We start from the raw sequence: 16,205 nt of genomic DNA on the forward strand, positions 1-16,205 counted from the left end.
CACGCCCGCCGGGTCCTCGGCCGCCCCCGCACCCCCTTAACTGGGGGGGGCCCCGCGCCCCCACCCCCCCCCCCCACAACTGTTTCCGGAGACGGGGTCTCACACCAGATTCAAGACGACGGCGAGAGCGCCGAAGGCCGCCATGGTCGAGGTCACGCCGACGTGCATGCCGATCGACACGCGGATGTCCCGGTGCCGCCAGGCGAGCCAGAATCCCGGGAACATGAACAGCACCCGCGAGACGAACACCCACGGTGTCCAGAAGTGGTAGAGCGAGAACAGGATCGCGCTGGCCACCGGCGCCCAACCGCCCAGATGAGCGAGGCGGGGCAGCAGGAAACCGCGGAAGTACAGCTCCTCGATCAGCGGGAGGGAGACACCGGTCAGCGGCAGGCAGACCAGCATCGTGACGACCATGGTCGAATGCGAGTACCCGTTCATGAATCCGGTGAAGCTGCCCGCGCCGGAGGTGAAGGGGACCCAGCCGAAGAAGTGGTGGAGGAAGAAGCGATTCACCGGCCCGGTGACGACACTCAGCACCGCCATCCACACGATGAGCGGCCCGACCAGCGCCATCAGCTTCCCGCGCGGCAGCGGTCGGTCGGTATAGCGCAGCGCGCCGAGGGAAACGCGGCCATCGCCTCGGCGGCCCAGCCACAGCAGTCCCAACAGGATGGGTATCAGCACCAGGCACAGGGCAATTGCCCACCCCAGCAGGGTCGGGTAGTGAATGGCCCGAATGAACGGTTGACCGATGAGCAGGTACGCGGCGACGACCAGAGCGCCGGGCAGCAGGTGCAGAACGACCGACAGCGGCAGGGAGTGCCGTTCGCTCAGCAGCCGCCCGACCAGCCCATTCCGGGTCGCGGCAGTTGGGATCACGCTGTTGTTCGACATGCCGACCACCGTCCATGACCCGCCTGCCATGGAGCTGATACAGACCTGACACCCGCGCCGACATGCCGCCGCACGGACCAATTCCCAAGGTCGACCTACAGGTGCCCGGGTGCGGTCATCGGAGCCAGGCCGAGGCCGCTGAGCGCCGCCCCGCCTCGGGCGGTCACCTCGTCTCCCGCCAGAATCTTGCCGCGGGCCGACTGGAAGAGGCAGCCCGCGGCGTCGAAAGTAGTTGCGGTGGAGAGCAATCGGTCGTGGGGTCGACCTAGAGGTGGACAGGCGCGGTCATCGGGGCCAGGCCGAGGGCGGTGAGCGCGGCCGCTCCGGCAGTGGCCGCGTCGCCACCGGCGAGAATCTTGGAGCGGACCGACTGGTAGAGGCAGCCCGCAGCGTCGAAAGTGCTTGCGGTGGATAGCAGTTTGTCGCGGTCCTTGGCGAGAATGGCCTCGGTACGGTCGATGATGGCGGTGGCCACGGGATTTTCGCTGACCGCCGCGCGCGCCTCGGCCAGATCGGCTGCGGCGTTCGGGGATCCGCTCAGGGCGGCGGCCTCGGCGTGCAGTGCCACATACCAGGGGAACCACGCACCGGCCACCTGGGTCCGCGCTTGCGTCGGGGTAAGCGGCGTGCGTTCCACCGCGTCCAATGGCTGGCCGTGGTGCAGCATCAGCAGCGCGTCGAAGACCGCCTGATAGCCATCGATATCCGAGGCCGGGGTGGCGAGTTGTTGTAGCACACCGGTCCATTCGCGTTCGGCGTCGAAGTCGTCGCGCAATCCGTGGATCATACGGACCCCCGCCACCGCCGCGCCCAGCGCCGACCGGGCCGGTCGGTCCTCGCGCTGCCAGGCCTCCAGAAAACGCGCCCCGTGCGTGAGCACCTCATCCACATTGCCCGCCAACGCATCCGCCACCAGCAGCCGACTGGTCGCGGTATGCCCGACCTCCGCGAGCATCGGATGTTCGGCCAGCTGCCGTGCCCACCGTCGTGCCCCCGCGAAGTCCCCAGCCCCGAGCCCGAATTCGGTGGCCTGCCCGAGCGCATCGATCAACTCGAGGGTGCCCACCGGCGTATCGGGCACGGTGGACAACAGCCGAATCCGCTTCCGCGCTGTGGCGGCTGCGCCCGCGAGATCCCCACCCCGACTCTGAGCGGCCGCAAGTGTATCCAGCGCCGCGGACTCGACCAACGGATCACGGGCAGCCCGCGCCAGCTCAACGGCCCGCTCTGCACGCGAAACCGCTTCCGCCGCCGAGCTTTCCGAGACTTCCGGGTCCGCGCCGAACGGATCCGACAAGACAGCGGCCTCCGCGACGGCGATGGCCGCACGGGCAATGTCCGGCCGCGCGAGGCGGTCGCCGGTCTCGCCGACTTCGGCCAGCCGCTGAGCTTCGGTGAGGAGCGTGCGGAGTTCTTCGCGGGTGGGAAGGTGCTCGAATCTGTCCCAGAAGCGGCGGGCGGCGGCCGCGGCATTGGCCAGGTCGGTGGCGGCGGCCCCGGAATCGCCTGCGCGCTGGGCGAAGTCGGCGGCGGTGCGGAGCAGGCGGTACAGGTCGTCGCCATTGCCCTGGCAACCGGCGGCGGCCGCGGCCTGGCGGAGCAGTTCGGCGGACTCGGCCGGGTTCTCGCCCAGGTGGGCGGCTTGTTCGTAGCGCCACTGGGATTCGCCGGTGAGGTGGCGGGTGAACAGGAGGCGGGCGAGGTGGCGCGCGAGCCGGTAGGCGTCCGCGCGCCGGTCCGGCTGCTCGCCCGCCCAGCCCAGAGCGGCGCGGAAATCGTCCGCGGCGGCATCGAATCGGGGTCGCCAGTCGGCGCGCACGACGGCGAGCGCGTCCGCCTCGGCCAGGCACCAGCGCAGGTGTCCGGCGCGGGCCACCGTGACCTCGTCGGCCGCCTCGAGCTGCTCGAGACCGTACTGGCGGATGGTCTCCAGCGCGCGGAACCGCGTGCCGGTCGGCGTATCGGTGACCACCAGCAGACTCTGTTCGGCAAGTCGCGCCAATCCCGCTGCGGCGCTGCCCTTTTCGATACCGGCCGCCTCGGCCGCCGCCTCGACCGGGAAGGCGGTCATGAATACCGAGATCCGGCGCAGCAACGCCCGGTCCTCGGGTTCGAGCAGGGTGTGACTCCAGTCCAGGGCCGCCCGCACCGACCGGTGCCGGTCGTCGGCGCGCGCGCCGCCGGAGAGCATGCGCAGCTGATCGTCCAAACCGGCGGTGAGGCCGTCCAATCCGAGCGTGGTCCAGCGGGCCGCCGCCAGTTCGATGGCCAGCGCGACACCGTCCAGGCGCTCACAGAACGACGCGACCTGGTCGCGCAGGGCGTGGTTGGGCGGCCAGCCGCCAGCGGCCGCCCGATCCATGAACAGATCGACCGCGTCCGACGCGCCCTCCCCGGCCAGCGACATCGGCGGCACGGTGTACACGCGCTCGAACGGCACCATGAGCCGGGCGCGGCTGGTGGCCAGCACGCTCACGCCCGGGCAAGCTGCCAGCAACTGTTCGATGAAGGGCGCGACCCCATCCCGAATGTGCTCGCAATTGTCCAGTACCAGCAGGGCGTTGCGGTCGGACAGCGCCGAGAGCACGGCGCGATCGAACCCGCGACCGGGTTGCTCACCGAGCCCCAGCGCCATGGCGACGGTGCCCGCGACCACACACATGTCGGCGCTGGCGAGCGGCACCAGATCGACGAACCAGACGCCGTCGGCGAAGTCGGCGGCGACATCGGAGGCCACCGCCAGCGCGAGCCGCGTCTTACCCACCCCGCCCGGCCCGACCGCCGTCACCTGCCGCTGCGTCTCGAGCAATTCCGTCAGCTCGGCCCGCTCGCGGGAGCGACCGATGAAGGAGGTCAACGGCTTCGGCAGCGCGGGCGCGGGACCGGGACTCGCGGGACGCGACGCGGCGGCCCGCTGGGCCAGCGCCCGCCGATCGGGCACATCCAGCTTCCGCAGCAGCGACGAGACGTGGCTCTCCACCGTGCGCACGGAGATGAACAGTCGCGCACCGATCTCGGCATTGCTGAGATGCTCGCCGACCAGCTCCAGCACCTCGGCCTCGCGGGTGGAGATTTCCAACGTCACAACCATGGAGTCAGTCTGCCGCATCAGCGCGCCACGCACGGTACGGACGAATACCGAGCCGCGCTCCGTGGTGGATTCCGTGGTCACCACGGATGTGACCGCACCCCGGTCCGAGCGAAGCTGAAGGCACACCGGAATTCCCCGGAAACGACCGCCGAACAGGAGAGATCATGACCACGATGGGCATCAGGACGGTCCTGCACCCCGTCTCCGATCTGGCCGCCGCCAAGACCGTATACGCCGCGCTGCTGGGCATCGACCCGCAGACCGACTCCCCGTACTACGTCGGTTTCGAGGCCGAGGGTCAGCACATCGGCCTGGTGCCCGACGGCGGCCCGCAGTCCATGACCGCCCCGGTCTCCTACTGGCACGTCACCGATATCGAGGCAAAGCTGGCCGCCCTCACCGCCGCGGGCGCCACCGTCGAGCAGCCCGCCCACGAAGTGGGTGGTGGCCGCCTGGTCGCCACCGTCGCCGACACCGATGGCAATGTCCTGGGCCTCATCCAGGACCGCTGACCCTCACTCCCCCACTCGCACAAAGGATTCCCCCATGGCCACCAAGTCCACCACCGCCCAGAAGACCACCGTCGGCTTCAGCGCCGAAGAGCGCGCCGCCATGAAAGCCCATGCCGCCGAACTGAAGACGGCCGCCCGCCGCTCCTCCCGCTCCGCCAAGGCCGACGGCGAACAGGACGTGCTCGCCAAGATCGCCGACATGACCGGCACCGACCGCGAATCCGCCGAACGCCTGCACGCCCTCATCAAATCCGAGTTCCCCGACCTCACCTGCAAGACCTGGTACGGCATGCCCTCCTACATGGTCGACGGCAAGATCGTCTGCTTCTTCCAGCCCGCCACCAAGTTCAAGACCCGCTACGCCACACTGGGTTTCAACGACATCGCATCCCTCGACGACGGCGACCTGTGGCCCGTCTCCTTCGCCCTCCAGAAGATGACCCCGGCCGTCGAAGCCCGGATCACCGACCTCCTCCGCAAGGCGCTGAGCTGATCCCGCCTCTCTTGTCCATCACCGCGACATCCAGCTATGGTGTCGCGGTGATCCTCACTAATGGAAAGGGCGCAGTGCGCCCCTGCCGGTGACCCCCGGCCAGTGGTCGGCTCCCGATATCTCGGATGACCGAACCACTATTCTCTCTCACGCTCTCAGCCTCACGGCACTACACGGCCCTGGACCGTGGCCACGCGGTGGAAGTCCCCTTCCGGATGAGCAATCCGCCGAGTCGCGGTTTCTCAGTTCGACTGTTATCGACGGCATACGAACACATCACGGCGGCTCGGCCGACGAATCCCCACCCGTCACCACACTGATCGACCTGATCGCGGCGGTGCTGTCGGCACCCGACGCCAAAACCTTGACCGTCCTGCACGATCGGCTTGCGGAATGCAATGCCATCGATGTGGCGGACGACCTGGTCAAAGGGTTGCGGGCACTCGATCCACCGGCCGAGGACTTGCGCGCCCTGGCGCGCTGGCTGGCCGAGCACGGCACTCGGCGCAATGCCGTGGCGCTCGGCATCGTCATGCTGGGCGTGGCGGGCGACGAGCGCGATCAGGAATTGCTGCTGCTCCTCGGCGCTTTGGAAGATTTGACGCTGTATGTGATTGTCGCGCTGGGCAATTCTCAACCCGACCGAGAACAGGCGATCTACTGCTTGGCTCGTCGGGTCCAGGACTGGGGTCGTATCCACGCCGTGGAGCGGTTGCGCGGAACACAAGACCCCGAGGTCAAGTCTTGGCTGCTTCGCGGAGGATTCCGCAATGGAATCCTGGACCAGTACCTCGCCCATATCGCCGCCACCACAGGAGATCTCTACGCGGCCCTGCTCGCGCCCGAGATCGACGCCGAACTCCTCGACGGCGCGGCGGGAATCCTCGACGCGCTCATGGATCTGTCCGGCCCGAGCTGGGATATCCGGAATTACGCGGACGCCCTCCCGTGCCTCGCCCGATTCGGTGAATTGATCGCCGACTTGCCCCCGAATCTCAGTTACATCGACACCGCCCAGCGCGTGGAAGCTCTATTGAAAGATCCTCCACCCGTGGAAGATTGGCGGGAGTCCGACATCTCCCGTGTGCTCGGTCAATATTCCGCCCTATTGGCTCGCTCCGATTGGTCACAACGCGTCCGGACGGCCTTGGAGCAGTTCGGACGCGAGTCCGATTTCCGCCTCGGGCTCGCCTGCTCGCAGGCGGTCGGCGTCGACGCGCTCCCACATGCGATGTCCCGCCTTCGACAACCTCTTTACGATCGGTACGTCTGGCACTGGGCGATCACCCACACTCCCGAGCACGAATACGCTGCCCTCGTGCGCCTGGCTCGCCAGGTGCTGCCATTGGACGAGATGGCGGTCGAGGGCCCGGACCCCGAAAGGATCATCGGGAGCTCGAACACGGAGGGTGTCCTCGACCTCGTCCTGAGTTATCTCGGTGAATCCGACGCGGCGGATGTCGATCTGCTGCCGCTGATCCGGACCGCACTGCGGGCAAGCGGTTTGCGAGTGCGCGGCTTCGCCCTACGGACGTTGGACAGCAGGTACGGTCGGAACCTTCCCGCCGCCGCTCGCACCTGGGTACACGAGGCCGCCGCCATCGAACCGGACGACGAGCTGCGCGCGAAGTTCGCTGACCTGCTGGAACGGACCGGACCGACCGACGAGAAATAAATGGGATGCGGCGGAGGCGCGCTCGTGGTTACAGTGCTCGGCATGTGGCTGATCCTGTTCTCCTGAGCACGCTTCGCTATTGATGCCCGGCGGTCGTCCAATCCGACCGCGCCTGCGGCTTTCCCGATTCCGACCGGCAACTCAACCGGTTAGTCGGTCATGCATATTTCTAGGAGGACTCATGCCTGAGCGTTTTTCGCTGCCCGAAATCCCCTCTGAACAGCCCGTCGATCAACCGCTTTCGCGGCGGGAGCGGCGGGGGAAGGGGAAGAAGCAGCAACAACAGGGCGGCAATGGGAAGGTGCACGGCGTTGGACGTGTGGCTGTGCCCGCCGCGAAGCATATGAATTACCGGCGCGGATGACGAACGGCCCGTTGGGTTTCCAGTGTGGGAACCCAACGGGCCGATTTCAGTTGTGGGGGTCAGCTCAGCCAGGCGCGCTGGGTGGCGGCGGTGCCGCGCACCTCCTCGAGCTGCTTGGCGACCTGGGTGCCCGCGGTTCCGCCGCGCGCGTTGCGGGAGGCGATGGAGCCCTGGACGGTGAGGACCTCACGCACGCCCGGGGTCAGGGCCGGGTCGACGGCGGCGAATTCCTCGTCGGTGAGCTCGTCCAAGCCCACACCGCGCGCCTCGGCGGCACGCACACACCCGCCCGCGGCCTCATGCGCCACACGGAACGGAACGCCCTGGCGGACAAGCCATTCGGCGATGTCCGTGGCGAGGGTGAAGCCCGCCGGTGCGAGCTCGGCCATGCGGTCGGTGTGGAAGGTGAGGGTGGAGACCAGGCCCGCGATGGCGGGCAGCAGCAGTTCCAGCTGCGCCACCGAGTCGAAGACCGGTTCCTTGTCTTCCTGCAGGTCACGGTTGTAGGCCAGCGGCTGGGCCTTCAGGGTCGCGAGCAGGCCGGTCAGGTTGCCAATGAGGCGGCCCGCCTTGCCGCGGGTGAGCTCGGAGACGTCCGGGTTCTTCTTCTGCGGCATGATCGACGACCCGGTCGACCACGCGTCGGCCAAGGTGATGTAACCGAATTCCGGTGTGCTCCAGATGATCACCTCTTCGGCCATGCGGCTCAGATCGACGGCGATCATGGACAGCACGAACGCGGCCTCGGCGGCGAAGTCACGCGAGGAAGTGGCGTCGATGGAGTTCGCGGCGGAGGAGTCGAAATTCAGTTCGGCCGCAATGGCTTCCGGGTCCAGGCCGAGCGAGGAGCCCGCCAGCGCGCCGGAACCGTAGGGCGACACCGCGGCCCGCTTGTCGAAATCGCGAATCCGGTCGATATCGCGCAGCAGCGGATGCGCGTGCGCGAGCAGGTGGTGGGCCAGCAGCACCGGCTGGGCGGCCTGCAGGTGGGTCTTGCCGGGCATGACCGCGTCCGGGTGCGCGGCGGCCTGCTCGGTGATCGCGTCGACCACATCCAGCACGCCGGAGGCGATGTGCCGCATGGCATCCCGCAGCCACATGCGGAACAGCGTCGCCACCTGATCATTGCGCGAACGCCCCGCGCGCAGCCGCCCGCCGAGCTCGGCCCCGACCCGGTCGATCAGCCCGCGCTCGAGCGCACCGTGCACGTCCTCATCGGATTCCAGGGGCCCGAACGCACCCGAGGCCACGTCGGCGGCCAGGGCATCCAGTCCGGCCAGCATGCCCGTCAGATCGCCGTCCGAGAGCAGCCCGGCCTTGTGCAGCACGCGCGCATGGGCTTTGGAGGCGCGGATGTCGTACGGCGCGAGCGCCCAGTCGAAGTGGGTCGACTTGCTCAGCGCCGCCATGGCCGCGGCCGGGCCGGACGCGAAGCGTCCACCCCACAGCGCGCCTTCGTTCGTGCTGCCGCCCTGGGTCATTGCGTCTCGTCTCCTCGCGGTTTCGTCGCGGTCATCAGAATGTGTTGCCCCATACCGGCCTTGGCCGCCTCGGGGACGGACCGGCCGTGGTCTTCGAGCACGGCGACCGGATCGCCCTCGCTCACCAGCCACCGGTGCATGGCGAACCAGTCGCGGGGGTCCGCGCGGTCCTCCCACGAATAGAACAGGTTTTCCAGGTCGAGCTGGATTCCCGCCTCCGCCATGACCTTCCGACGCCGTTCCCGATCGTCGGACAGGTCATTGCCCATGCCCAGGTTCAACGCCATCCGACTGCCTGGTGCGCTGAGTTCCACCACCTGCTCGAGCAACCGGTTCTGCGCGTGGCCGGGCAGGTACCGCAGCAGCCCCTCCGCCAGCCAGGCGGTGGGCTCGCCCGGCTCGAAGCCCTTGTCCAACAGGGCTTTCGGCCAGTCCTGGCGCAGATCGATCGCCACCTCACGACGGTCGACGGTCAGCTCCTCGGCCGCGAGCACCCGGTCCTTGAAGGCCAGCACCTTCGGCTGATCGAGCTCGAAAACCCGCGTGCCCGAAGGCCATTCGAGCCGGTAAGCACGCGCATCGAGTCCGGCGGCCAGGATCACGATCTGCCGGATTCCCGCGCGCGCCGCCGACGCGAAGTACTCGTCGAAGTACAGCGTGCGAGCAATCAGGACACTGCCCATCGACCAGCCGCGCAGCTCACCGTCGCTGACGCTCTGGCCGCCGAGCCGCCCCGCCATCAGGGAGTTCCAGCCGTCGGATCCCACCGCGCCGACCAGCTTCGCCGCATACGGATCGCGGAACAGCGCGTCCTCGCGACTGGTCTCGTAGGCCCGAATGGCCGCTACCCCGAGCGCCGTCGCGCCCACGCTCTCCGTGATATCCCAACTGTCGTCATCGGTTCGCATGGGCGCGTCTCCTTCGGCCGAGGTCTCGGTCGCAGGCTACTACTTGCTGTTGAGATCCCGGCGGGCCGCGACCTTGGAGGACAGGCCGTGGATCTGCACGAAGCCCTTGGCCAGCGACTGGTCGAAGGTGTCGCCCTCGTCGTAGGTGGCCAGGTTGAAGTCGTAGAGCGACTCGTCCGAGCGGCGGCCGTTCACGACGACATTGCCGCCGTGCAGGACCATCCGCACATCGCCGGACACGTGCTGCTGGGTCTCGGCCACGAACGCGTCGAGCGCGCGCTTCAGCGGCGAGTACCACAGGCCGTCGTACACCAGCTCGCCCCAGCGCTGCTCGACCTGCCGCTTGTAGCGACCCAGCTCGCGCTCGATGGTCACCGCTTCCATCTCCTGGTGCGCGGTGATCAGCGCGATGGCACCGGGGGCCTCGTAGATCTCGCGCGACTTGATGCCCACGAGCCGGTCCTCGACCATGTCCAGGCGGCCAACGCCCTGGCGTCCGGCCCGCTTGTTCAGCTCGGTGATGGCCTCGAGCATGGTGACCGGGCGGCCGTCGATGGCCACCGGCACACCCTTGTCGAAGGTGACGATGAGCTCGTCGGGCGCTTCGAAGTTGACCGTCGGGTCCACGGTGTAGTCATAGACGTCCTTGGTCGGCGCGTTCCACAGGTCCTCGAGGAACCCGGTCTCGACCGCGCGGCCCCACAGGTTCTGGTCGATGGAGAACGGCGACTTCTTCGACACATTGATCGGCAGGTTGTTCTCACCCGCGAACTCGATGGCCTTCTCACGGGTCCAGGCGTAGTCGCGGACCGGCGCGATGACCTTCAGGTCCGGCGCGAGCGCGCCGATGCCGACCTCGAAGCGGACCTGGTCGTTACCCTTGCCGGTGCAGCCGTGCGAAACGGTGTCCGCGCCATGGTATTCGGCGGCCTCGACCAGGTGCTTGACGATCAGCGGCCGGGAAATGGCCGAGACCAGCGGGTAGCGGCCCATGTAGAGGGCGTTGGCCTGAATGGTGGGCAGGCAGTACTCGTTGGCGAACTCGTCGCGGGCGTCCACGACGATGGACTCGACCGCGCCGCAGTCCAGCGCGCGCTGGCGCACGTCGTTCATGTCCTCGCCACCCTGGCCCAGATCGATGGCGACGGCCACGACCTCCGCGCCGGTCTCCTTGGCGATCCAGCTGATGGCGACAGAGGTGTCCAGCCCGCCGGAGTAGGCGAGTACGACGCGCTTCGTCATAGTCCGTGTGCTCCTCGATTGTGCTTATAGGTCCCGGGCCGGTGCGCTGCGGTCCCGAGCCGTGTCGGCTCTGCTGTGGCGCGCTCCGTCGTCCTGCAAATGATTATGCATGACGATGCAATCCCATTCATAACCGGGTCCCCCGGCCAAGGAAACCGACCGCCACCATCCTTGCACCCGGCCGTCGAGCGGGAATACAGTACAGACGTACGGTTTGGGATTTCGACAACGATCGGAGCGGCCCATGTGGGATCCGGACAAGTACCTCGCCTTCGACGACCTGCGCGCGCGGCCGTTCTTCGACCTGGTGAATCGGGTCGGAGCCGAGAAGCCGCGACGAGTGGCCGACCTGGGCTGCGGACCCGGAAATCTCACCGTCACGCTGGCGGAACGCTGGCCGGAGGCGACCATCGAGGCCTTCGATTCCTCACCCGAAATGGTCGACGCGGCAAGGGAATACGGCATCGACGCCACCGTCGCCGACGTCCGCGACTGGAAACCGGCCCCGGACACCGATGTCGTGATCACCAATGCGGTCCTGCAATGGGTACCGGATCACCTTGCGCTCCTGCCGAATTGGATCGATGCCCTCCCGACGGGCGCTTGGTTCGCCCTACAGGTCCCCGGAAACTTCGACGCGCCTTCACATCTCGCGATCCACGGCCTCGCCTCCACCGAACGCTGGTACGACAAGCTCGCGGACGCGGGCATCCTCGAACGCCAGGCCGTCCCGGATCCGGCCGGTTACGCCGGAGTCCTGACCGCGGCGGGATGTCGCGTGGACGCCTGGGAGACAACGTATTTGCAGCCGCTCACCGGAGATGACCCGGTGCTGGAATGGTTGACGGGCACCGCGTTGCGGCCGGTTCGAGACGCGCTCGACGACGCCGACTGGCAGGCCTTCCGCGCCGAACTCGCCCCAATGCTGCGCTCGGTCTACCCCCGCCAGCCCGACGGCACCACCTGGCTGCCCTTCCGCCGCATCTTCGCGGTGGCCCACAAGCTCACCTAGGGTCCGAGGTGGTGTCGTGGATCCAGTCGATCACCGCGAGTTGCCCCAGCGGCTGTGGCACCCCACCGACCATTCTGATCACCACGAACGCCGACCCCGGCGCGCCCAGGTAGCGATTCTGGTTGATCATCGTGACGACCCCGTTGCCGTCGGCCGACACCAGCGATGCCGTGACGACGCCGGTGTGGCCGGGGTGCGCGTCCTGCCCGAAGCTGAGCACATCACCGGGCACGGGCACGCGGCCTCGGCCCGGATATACGCGAATCAGTGGGGTCTGGGACATATCGAAGCCGAGCCGCGCCTGAATCACGGGATCGAAATAGGTATCCACCAGGGCGTCGCCGTTCACCGAGACGGTCGGCAGGTGATATCGCTGATTCAGATATCGCTCACTGAGCTCCACGCATTCCCATTCCAGCGCTCCACCCCATCCGACATGCGGGTCGGATGCGGAAACCACGTCGTTATTGGGACCGCACGCGATGAGATCACCCCAGCGCCCGATTTCCACACTGCCGGGATTGGTTTCCGGATCGCAGACTCCGCCCTCCCACCAGGAGGGTAGGCCGAAGGTCGGGGCCGACATGCCACCTCCGACCGACACACCCGCCGACGCCGCACTCGCCGAGAGCGTTTCGATGGTGGAGGGCAAATCCGGGTTTTTCCCGGCCGCCAATGGCGCGAACAGAGCGATTCCCAACGTCACGCCACCGACGAGCCACGCAATTCGCATTGGTGCGGATCCTCCATTCTTTCGATACCCGGCCGGAAGGGGTTTCGCGTATCGATCCGAACGCAAAACCCGCCGGGACGTTATCAGGAGCCGCGGGCGAATTATCGGCACGAACAAATGACGCGCCGATTTGTGAAATAAGTATTTTTCTGCCGCGAGAAGAGCGCGCCGTCGACCAGGGCAATCCACCGAAACCGCGCAGACCGGCGCGATTCCCAATCACAGCCGTCCAGTCTGTGCCACCCTGAAGATCATCACCCCCGCGTAGAACCGGAGGACTCGCCATGCTCTCAACCCTCGCCCAGAACGTCGGCACCCTGGGCCACGACATCCTCTCCATCGGCTCGGCCGCCTTGCAGTTCGCCCAGGACCTCATCACCGCGGGCGGCACCGGCGGCGGCGGAACCGGCACCTACCCGCCCGGGCAGTACCCCCTCAACTGAGCAGCACCATGGCCACCCGTCGGCTCACCGGCGGGTGGCCATCCATTCCCGCACGGTGAGCAGCCCCGGATGGCGGCGACGCAGCGCGGGAATGTCGGCCCGGTAACCGGATTCGCCGAACCAGAAGAACATTCGCGACTCGGGACCCATCATGCGCAGCACGCGCTGCGGTAGCCGGACGTAGCCGCGCCCGGTGGCCGCCGCGAGCTGTGGAACAGTGAGCTCATCCCCCGCGATCTCCAGTGCGCGGCCGACGTATTCGGCCGGATCGGCGAAGGCCAGGGCGGCGAAGATGCCGATATCGCGGACCGAGATCACCTGCAGCGTCTTGTCTTTGCCCAGCACGGACGCGAGCATCCCGAGGCCGATGGTCGCCACCACCGGCGTCGCGAAACCCTCCATATAGCTGGTCGGGCGCAGGATGGTCGCGGCCAGCCCGAGCTCGCGAATGCGCTGCTCCACCAGCCATTTACTGTCGAAGTGCGGAATACCGCGCACACGCTCCACGCCACCCACGGACGAGTACACGAAGTGCTCGACCCCGGTCGCTGCCGCCGCTTCGGCGAGCGCGATACCCCGCTCCGCCTCCCGATTGCCACGAGGTCCGACCGCGAAGACCCCGTAGACATCGCGCATGGCCGCTGTGAGCTCATCCGGCCGATCCAAATTCGCCGCCACCACCTCGGTTCCGGCTTGTCGCAGGGCTTTCGCCTTGCGCCCGTTCGGATTCCGGGTGACCGCACGAATCTCTCACTCCCCCTGCGCTGCCCGCAGCGCCGCGACCACGGCACCGCCCTGATGGCCGGTGGCTCCCGTGACGAGGATGGTCTTCATACTTACTCCCTAGATAATTACCTAATAGATAGTTACCTAGTTCATTATCACCGTGTTCACCGATGGCCGCTACACTCGAGGACATGACAAGTACCGGTCGCACCGAGGTGACCGCCACCGAACTGGGCGAGTTGCTACAGAAGGCATCTCACGCCTTCGCCCGGCGCGGCATTGCCGGGTTCGCCGCGCACGATCTGTCCCCCGCCCGCGTGCGATTGATCGTCACCGTCGGCGAATCCCCCGACATTCGCATGCGCGAGCTCGCCGATCGCTTGGGCGTCACGGCTCGCGCCGTCACCCCGTTGGTCGACCGCCTGGAGCGGGAGGGCCTCATCAGCCGCACACCCGACGCCACCGATCGCCGCGCGTTCCGCTTGTCATTGACCAAACGTGGCGAGAATCAACGCGAGGCCATTGCCGCCCTCCAAGAGTCGGTCAGCGCAACAGCTTTCGCCGCTCTTACCAGCAAAGAGCAAGTCCAACTGGCCGATTTGTTGACCAAATTCTTGACACCGCAGTGATTCCGACGATGGTTGCCCACCCGTGCCGGGTCACGCCTGGCGAGCAAAGCGCGGCAGTTCGGCCGCAACTGCCGCCGCCGAGGGTCGCTCGGAGATCTCGGCACATAGGCGTTCGGCGGCCTCACGATAGGACGTCTCGGTGAGCACCGACTCCATCGCGCCACGCACGGTGTCGGGAGTCACCCGATCGGGTGGCAGCACCCGCGCCACTCCGGCTGCGGCACACGCGCTCGCGGTGGGGAACTGGTCCGCGCCGCGCGGGGACAGCACCAGCGGGATCCCGTGTGACAGTGCGGCGAGCGTCGTACCCGCACCGGCGTGGCAGAGTACCGCATCACAGTGCGGCAGCAGGGCGGCCAACGACAGCCACTGCGCCACATGGACATTGGCGGGCACCGGCCCGAGATCCGACGGCGCGGTCTCGGTGCCGACCGTGGCGACGACATCGATATCCAGATCGGCCAATCCCGCCAGCAGAGGCCCGAAGGCGGTGGGCTGGTTGAAGATCGGAACGGTGCCCAGCGACACATACACCAACGGCCTGCGGCCCATCCGCTGAATCGCCTCGGGGAGTTCGTCGTCCACGCTGCCGGACACCGCGGGCCGGATCGGCTGCGCGATATCGGCCGCGGGACCGAGGTCGGGCTGCAGGCTGGCCGGGACGGGATCGAGGTAGCCGTAGCGATAGAGCCCGGCGTGCGCATCGGGTTCGATGCCGAATGAATCCCAGAGCGGCGCAACCCATTCGGCCATCGCCGCGATAAGCTCCGGCTCCAGCATCAGACCCGTCCCGTAGGTGAGGGACGGAATCTTGCAGACCATCGCCACCAGCGGCGCGGCCAGATCGACGGGCGCGTGCAGGATCACGTGCGGCTCGAACTCCTCGACGATCTCCAGCAGGTCGGTCGTCTTCCGGGGTGCCATGACCCGGCTGAACATCACGGCACCGATGCGCCAGGGTTGTTGCCCCGCAGCGAATTCCGGCAGGGTGACCGCCTCGGCGGCCGCTTCCGGCGCATCGGGTCCGGCCGCCACCACCGCCAGCCCGGCCTCGCCGACCCGCCGCATCAGCTGTGGCGCGGTCGCGACCAACACCTCATGCCCCTGCGCCAGCAACTCCCGCGCCAGCGGAGCCACCGGCGCGAACACGCCCTCCATCGGGGTTGTCGAGATCAGTACGCGCATAGCCCGATCCTCCCATCGCTATAGCGCACTATATAGTGAACTATAGATACGATGGGCAGCATGTCAACCGCAGACAATCGCACCCGCCGCCGACAGGCGACGAAACGCAAGGTCGCCGAGGCCGCGGCCACCCTATTCGCCGAACGCGGCTACGCGGCGACCACCCTGCAGGCCATCGCGGATGCCGCCGGGGTACACGTGCAGACCATCTATCAGGCGTTCGGCACCAAGGTCGGCGTGCTCGCGGAGACCGCGGCGGTCCTCGTCGCCGGACCCGAGGAGGAGGCCTCGACACCCCCGCCCGAACGTGCCTGGGTCCGTGAGCTTTTCGCCGAACCCGATCCGGCCCGCCAGCTCGCGCTGTACGCCGCGCACATGCGCACGGTCGCCGAACGCTATCTGGGCCTGCTCGACATCATGCGGGTCACCGCCGCGGTCGACCCCGAGGTGAGCGCCTTCCTGACCGCAGCCGAACAGGGCCGATACGACGGCCCCCGCCACATCACCCCGGAACTCGCGGCCAAGGGCGCACTCAAACCCGGCCTGTCGCCCGAGCGCGCCGCCGACATTATGTACGCCCTCACCACCTACGACGTGTATCGCTCACTACTGGTCGACCGGGGCTGGTCCGGTGCCGACGCCGAACGTTTCGTCGCCGAAACGCTGGCGACAGCACTGCTTTCGAAGCCCTAGTGGAGCAAATCCAACTGGCCGCCTTGTTGGCCAAATTTCTGGCACTGCGGAAATTCTGAAAAGCCGTATATAACAATGGAATTCGACTATCGCCGAGATCAATTCGGCGGTAGAATTAGAA

17 protein-coding genes are annotated in these 16,205 nt (G+C 67.5%); 8 read left to right on the forward strand and 9 right to left on the reverse strand.

The window, feature by feature from the left end; genetic code table 11:
* Positions 1–99 precede the first annotated feature (99 nt).
* The 3 genes from VMT40_RS34690 to VMT40_RS34700 all read right to left on the reverse strand — a co-directional run bounded on the left by VMT40_RS34690 (position 100) and on the right by VMT40_RS34700 (position 3,988).
* Complete coding sequence (locus tag VMT40_RS34690; RefSeq protein WP_326363732.1) at positions 100–897, reverse strand: CPBP family intramembrane glutamic endopeptidase; 798 nt, start codon at positions 895–897, stop codon at positions 100–102.
* 95 nt (positions 898–992) lie between these two features.
* The gene (locus tag VMT40_RS34695; protein ID WP_326363734.1) at positions 993–1,145 is read right to left on the reverse strand and encodes a hypothetical protein; all 153 of its coding nucleotides are present in this window, start codon (positions 1,143–1,145) and stop codon (positions 993–995) included.
* A 17-nt stretch (positions 1,146–1,162) separates the two neighbouring features.
* A complete protein-coding gene (locus tag VMT40_RS34700) occupies positions 1,163–3,988 on the reverse strand; it encodes an ATP-binding protein (protein WP_326363736.1) in 2,826 nt (941 codons plus the stop codon).
* Between the two features lie 164 nt (positions 3,989–4,152).
* Between VMT40_RS34700 and VMT40_RS34705 the strand changes: the two genes are divergently transcribed.
* The 4 genes from VMT40_RS34705 (at position 4,153) to VMT40_RS34720 (ending at position 7,032) form a co-directional block, all read left to right on the forward strand.
* Complete coding sequence (locus VMT40_RS34705; RefSeq protein WP_326363738.1) at positions 4,153–4,500, forward strand: VOC family protein; 348 nt, start codon at positions 4,153–4,155, stop codon at positions 4,498–4,500.
* 34 nt (positions 4,501–4,534) lie between these two features.
* On the forward strand, positions 4,535–4,993 hold the full coding sequence (locus VMT40_RS34710; protein ID WP_326363740.1) for an iron chaperone: 459 nt from the start codon (positions 4,535–4,537) through the stop codon (positions 4,991–4,993).
* Positions 4,994–5,330: 337 nt separating this feature from the next.
* Positions 5,331–6,668 (forward strand): hypothetical protein, encoded by a 1,338-nt coding sequence (locus tag VMT40_RS34715; protein ID WP_326363741.1) that lies wholly within the window; start codon positions 5,331–5,333, stop codon positions 6,666–6,668.
* Positions 6,669–6,849: 181 nt separating this feature from the next.
* Complete coding sequence (locus tag VMT40_RS34720) at positions 6,850–7,032, forward strand: hypothetical protein (RefSeq protein WP_326363742.1); 183 nt, start codon at positions 6,850–6,852, stop codon at positions 7,030–7,032.
* Between the two features lie 59 nt (positions 7,033–7,091).
* Here VMT40_RS34720 and argH read toward each other — a convergent pair whose 3' ends face one another.
* Genes argH through VMT40_RS34735 form a run of 3 tightly spaced genes read right to left on the reverse strand, consistent with a single transcriptional unit; the run spans position 7,092 to position 10,663 of the window.
* Positions 7,092–8,513: an argininosuccinate lyase gene (gene argH, locus VMT40_RS34725; protein WP_326313647.1), complete on the reverse strand. Its 1,422-nt coding sequence runs from the start codon at positions 8,511–8,513 to the stop codon at positions 7,092–7,094.
* Positions 8,510–9,421 (reverse strand): class I SAM-dependent methyltransferase, encoded by a 912-nt coding sequence (locus VMT40_RS34730; RefSeq protein ID WP_326363744.1) that lies wholly within the window; start codon positions 9,419–9,421, stop codon positions 8,510–8,512. Before VMT40_RS34730 ends, argH begins: the two co-directional genes overlap by 4 nt.
* A gap of 39 nt (positions 9,422–9,460) precedes the next feature.
* Positions 9,461–10,663, reverse strand: coding sequence for an argininosuccinate synthase (locus VMT40_RS34735; protein WP_326363745.1), 1,203 nt, complete (start codon positions 10,661–10,663; stop codon positions 9,461–9,463).
* 244 nt (positions 10,664–10,907) lie between these two features.
* Here VMT40_RS34735 and VMT40_RS34740 point away from each other — a divergent pair, with 244 nt between their 5' ends.
* Positions 10,908–11,675: a trans-aconitate 2-methyltransferase gene (locus tag VMT40_RS34740; protein WP_326363746.1), complete on the forward strand. Its 768-nt coding sequence runs from the start codon at positions 10,908–10,910 to the stop codon at positions 11,673–11,675.
* Here the strand turns inward: VMT40_RS34740 and VMT40_RS34745 are convergent.
* Positions 11,668–12,408 (reverse strand): hypothetical protein, encoded by a 741-nt coding sequence (locus VMT40_RS34745; protein WP_326363747.1) that lies wholly within the window; start codon positions 12,406–12,408, stop codon positions 11,668–11,670. The two genes, VMT40_RS34740 and VMT40_RS34745, sit on opposite strands and share 8 nt — an antisense overlap.
* A gap of 284 nt (positions 12,409–12,692) precedes the next feature.
* On the opposite strand from VMT40_RS34745, the gene VMT40_RS34750 reads away from it, so the two are divergent.
* Entirely contained in the window at positions 12,693–12,851 is a 159-nt protein-coding gene (locus tag VMT40_RS34750) for a hypothetical protein (RefSeq protein ID WP_326313652.1), read from the forward strand.
* Between the two features lie 24 nt (positions 12,852–12,875).
* Here VMT40_RS34750 and VMT40_RS34755 read toward each other — a convergent pair whose 3' ends face one another.
* Positions 12,876–13,598: an NmrA/HSCARG family protein gene (locus VMT40_RS34755; RefSeq protein ID WP_326364021.1), complete on the reverse strand. Its 723-nt coding sequence runs from the start codon at positions 13,596–13,598 to the stop codon at positions 12,876–12,878.
* Positions 13,599–13,768: 170 nt separating this feature from the next.
* Between VMT40_RS34755 and VMT40_RS34760 the strand changes: the two genes are divergently transcribed.
* A complete protein-coding gene (locus tag VMT40_RS34760; protein ID WP_326363750.1) occupies positions 13,769–14,206 on the forward strand; it encodes a MarR family winged helix-turn-helix transcriptional regulator in 438 nt (145 codons plus the stop codon).
* Between the two features lie 30 nt (positions 14,207–14,236).
* Here VMT40_RS34760 and VMT40_RS34765 read toward each other — a convergent pair whose 3' ends face one another.
* Positions 14,237–15,391, reverse strand: a complete 1,155-nt coding sequence (locus VMT40_RS34765) for a glycosyltransferase (RefSeq protein ID WP_326363753.1) — start codon at positions 15,389–15,391, stop codon at positions 14,237–14,239.
* A 60-nt stretch (positions 15,392–15,451) separates the two neighbouring features.
* Between VMT40_RS34765 and VMT40_RS34770 the strand changes: the two genes are divergently transcribed.
* On the forward strand, positions 15,452–16,084 hold the full coding sequence (locus tag VMT40_RS34770) for a TetR/AcrR family transcriptional regulator (RefSeq protein ID WP_326363755.1): 633 nt from the start codon (positions 15,452–15,454) through the stop codon (positions 16,082–16,084).
* The last annotated feature ends 121 nt before the right edge of the window (positions 16,085–16,205 follow it).

This window comes from Nocardia sp. CDC160 (assembly GCF_035818795.1).
Taxonomy (GTDB): Bacteria; Actinomycetota; Actinomycetes; order Mycobacteriales; family Mycobacteriaceae; genus Nocardia.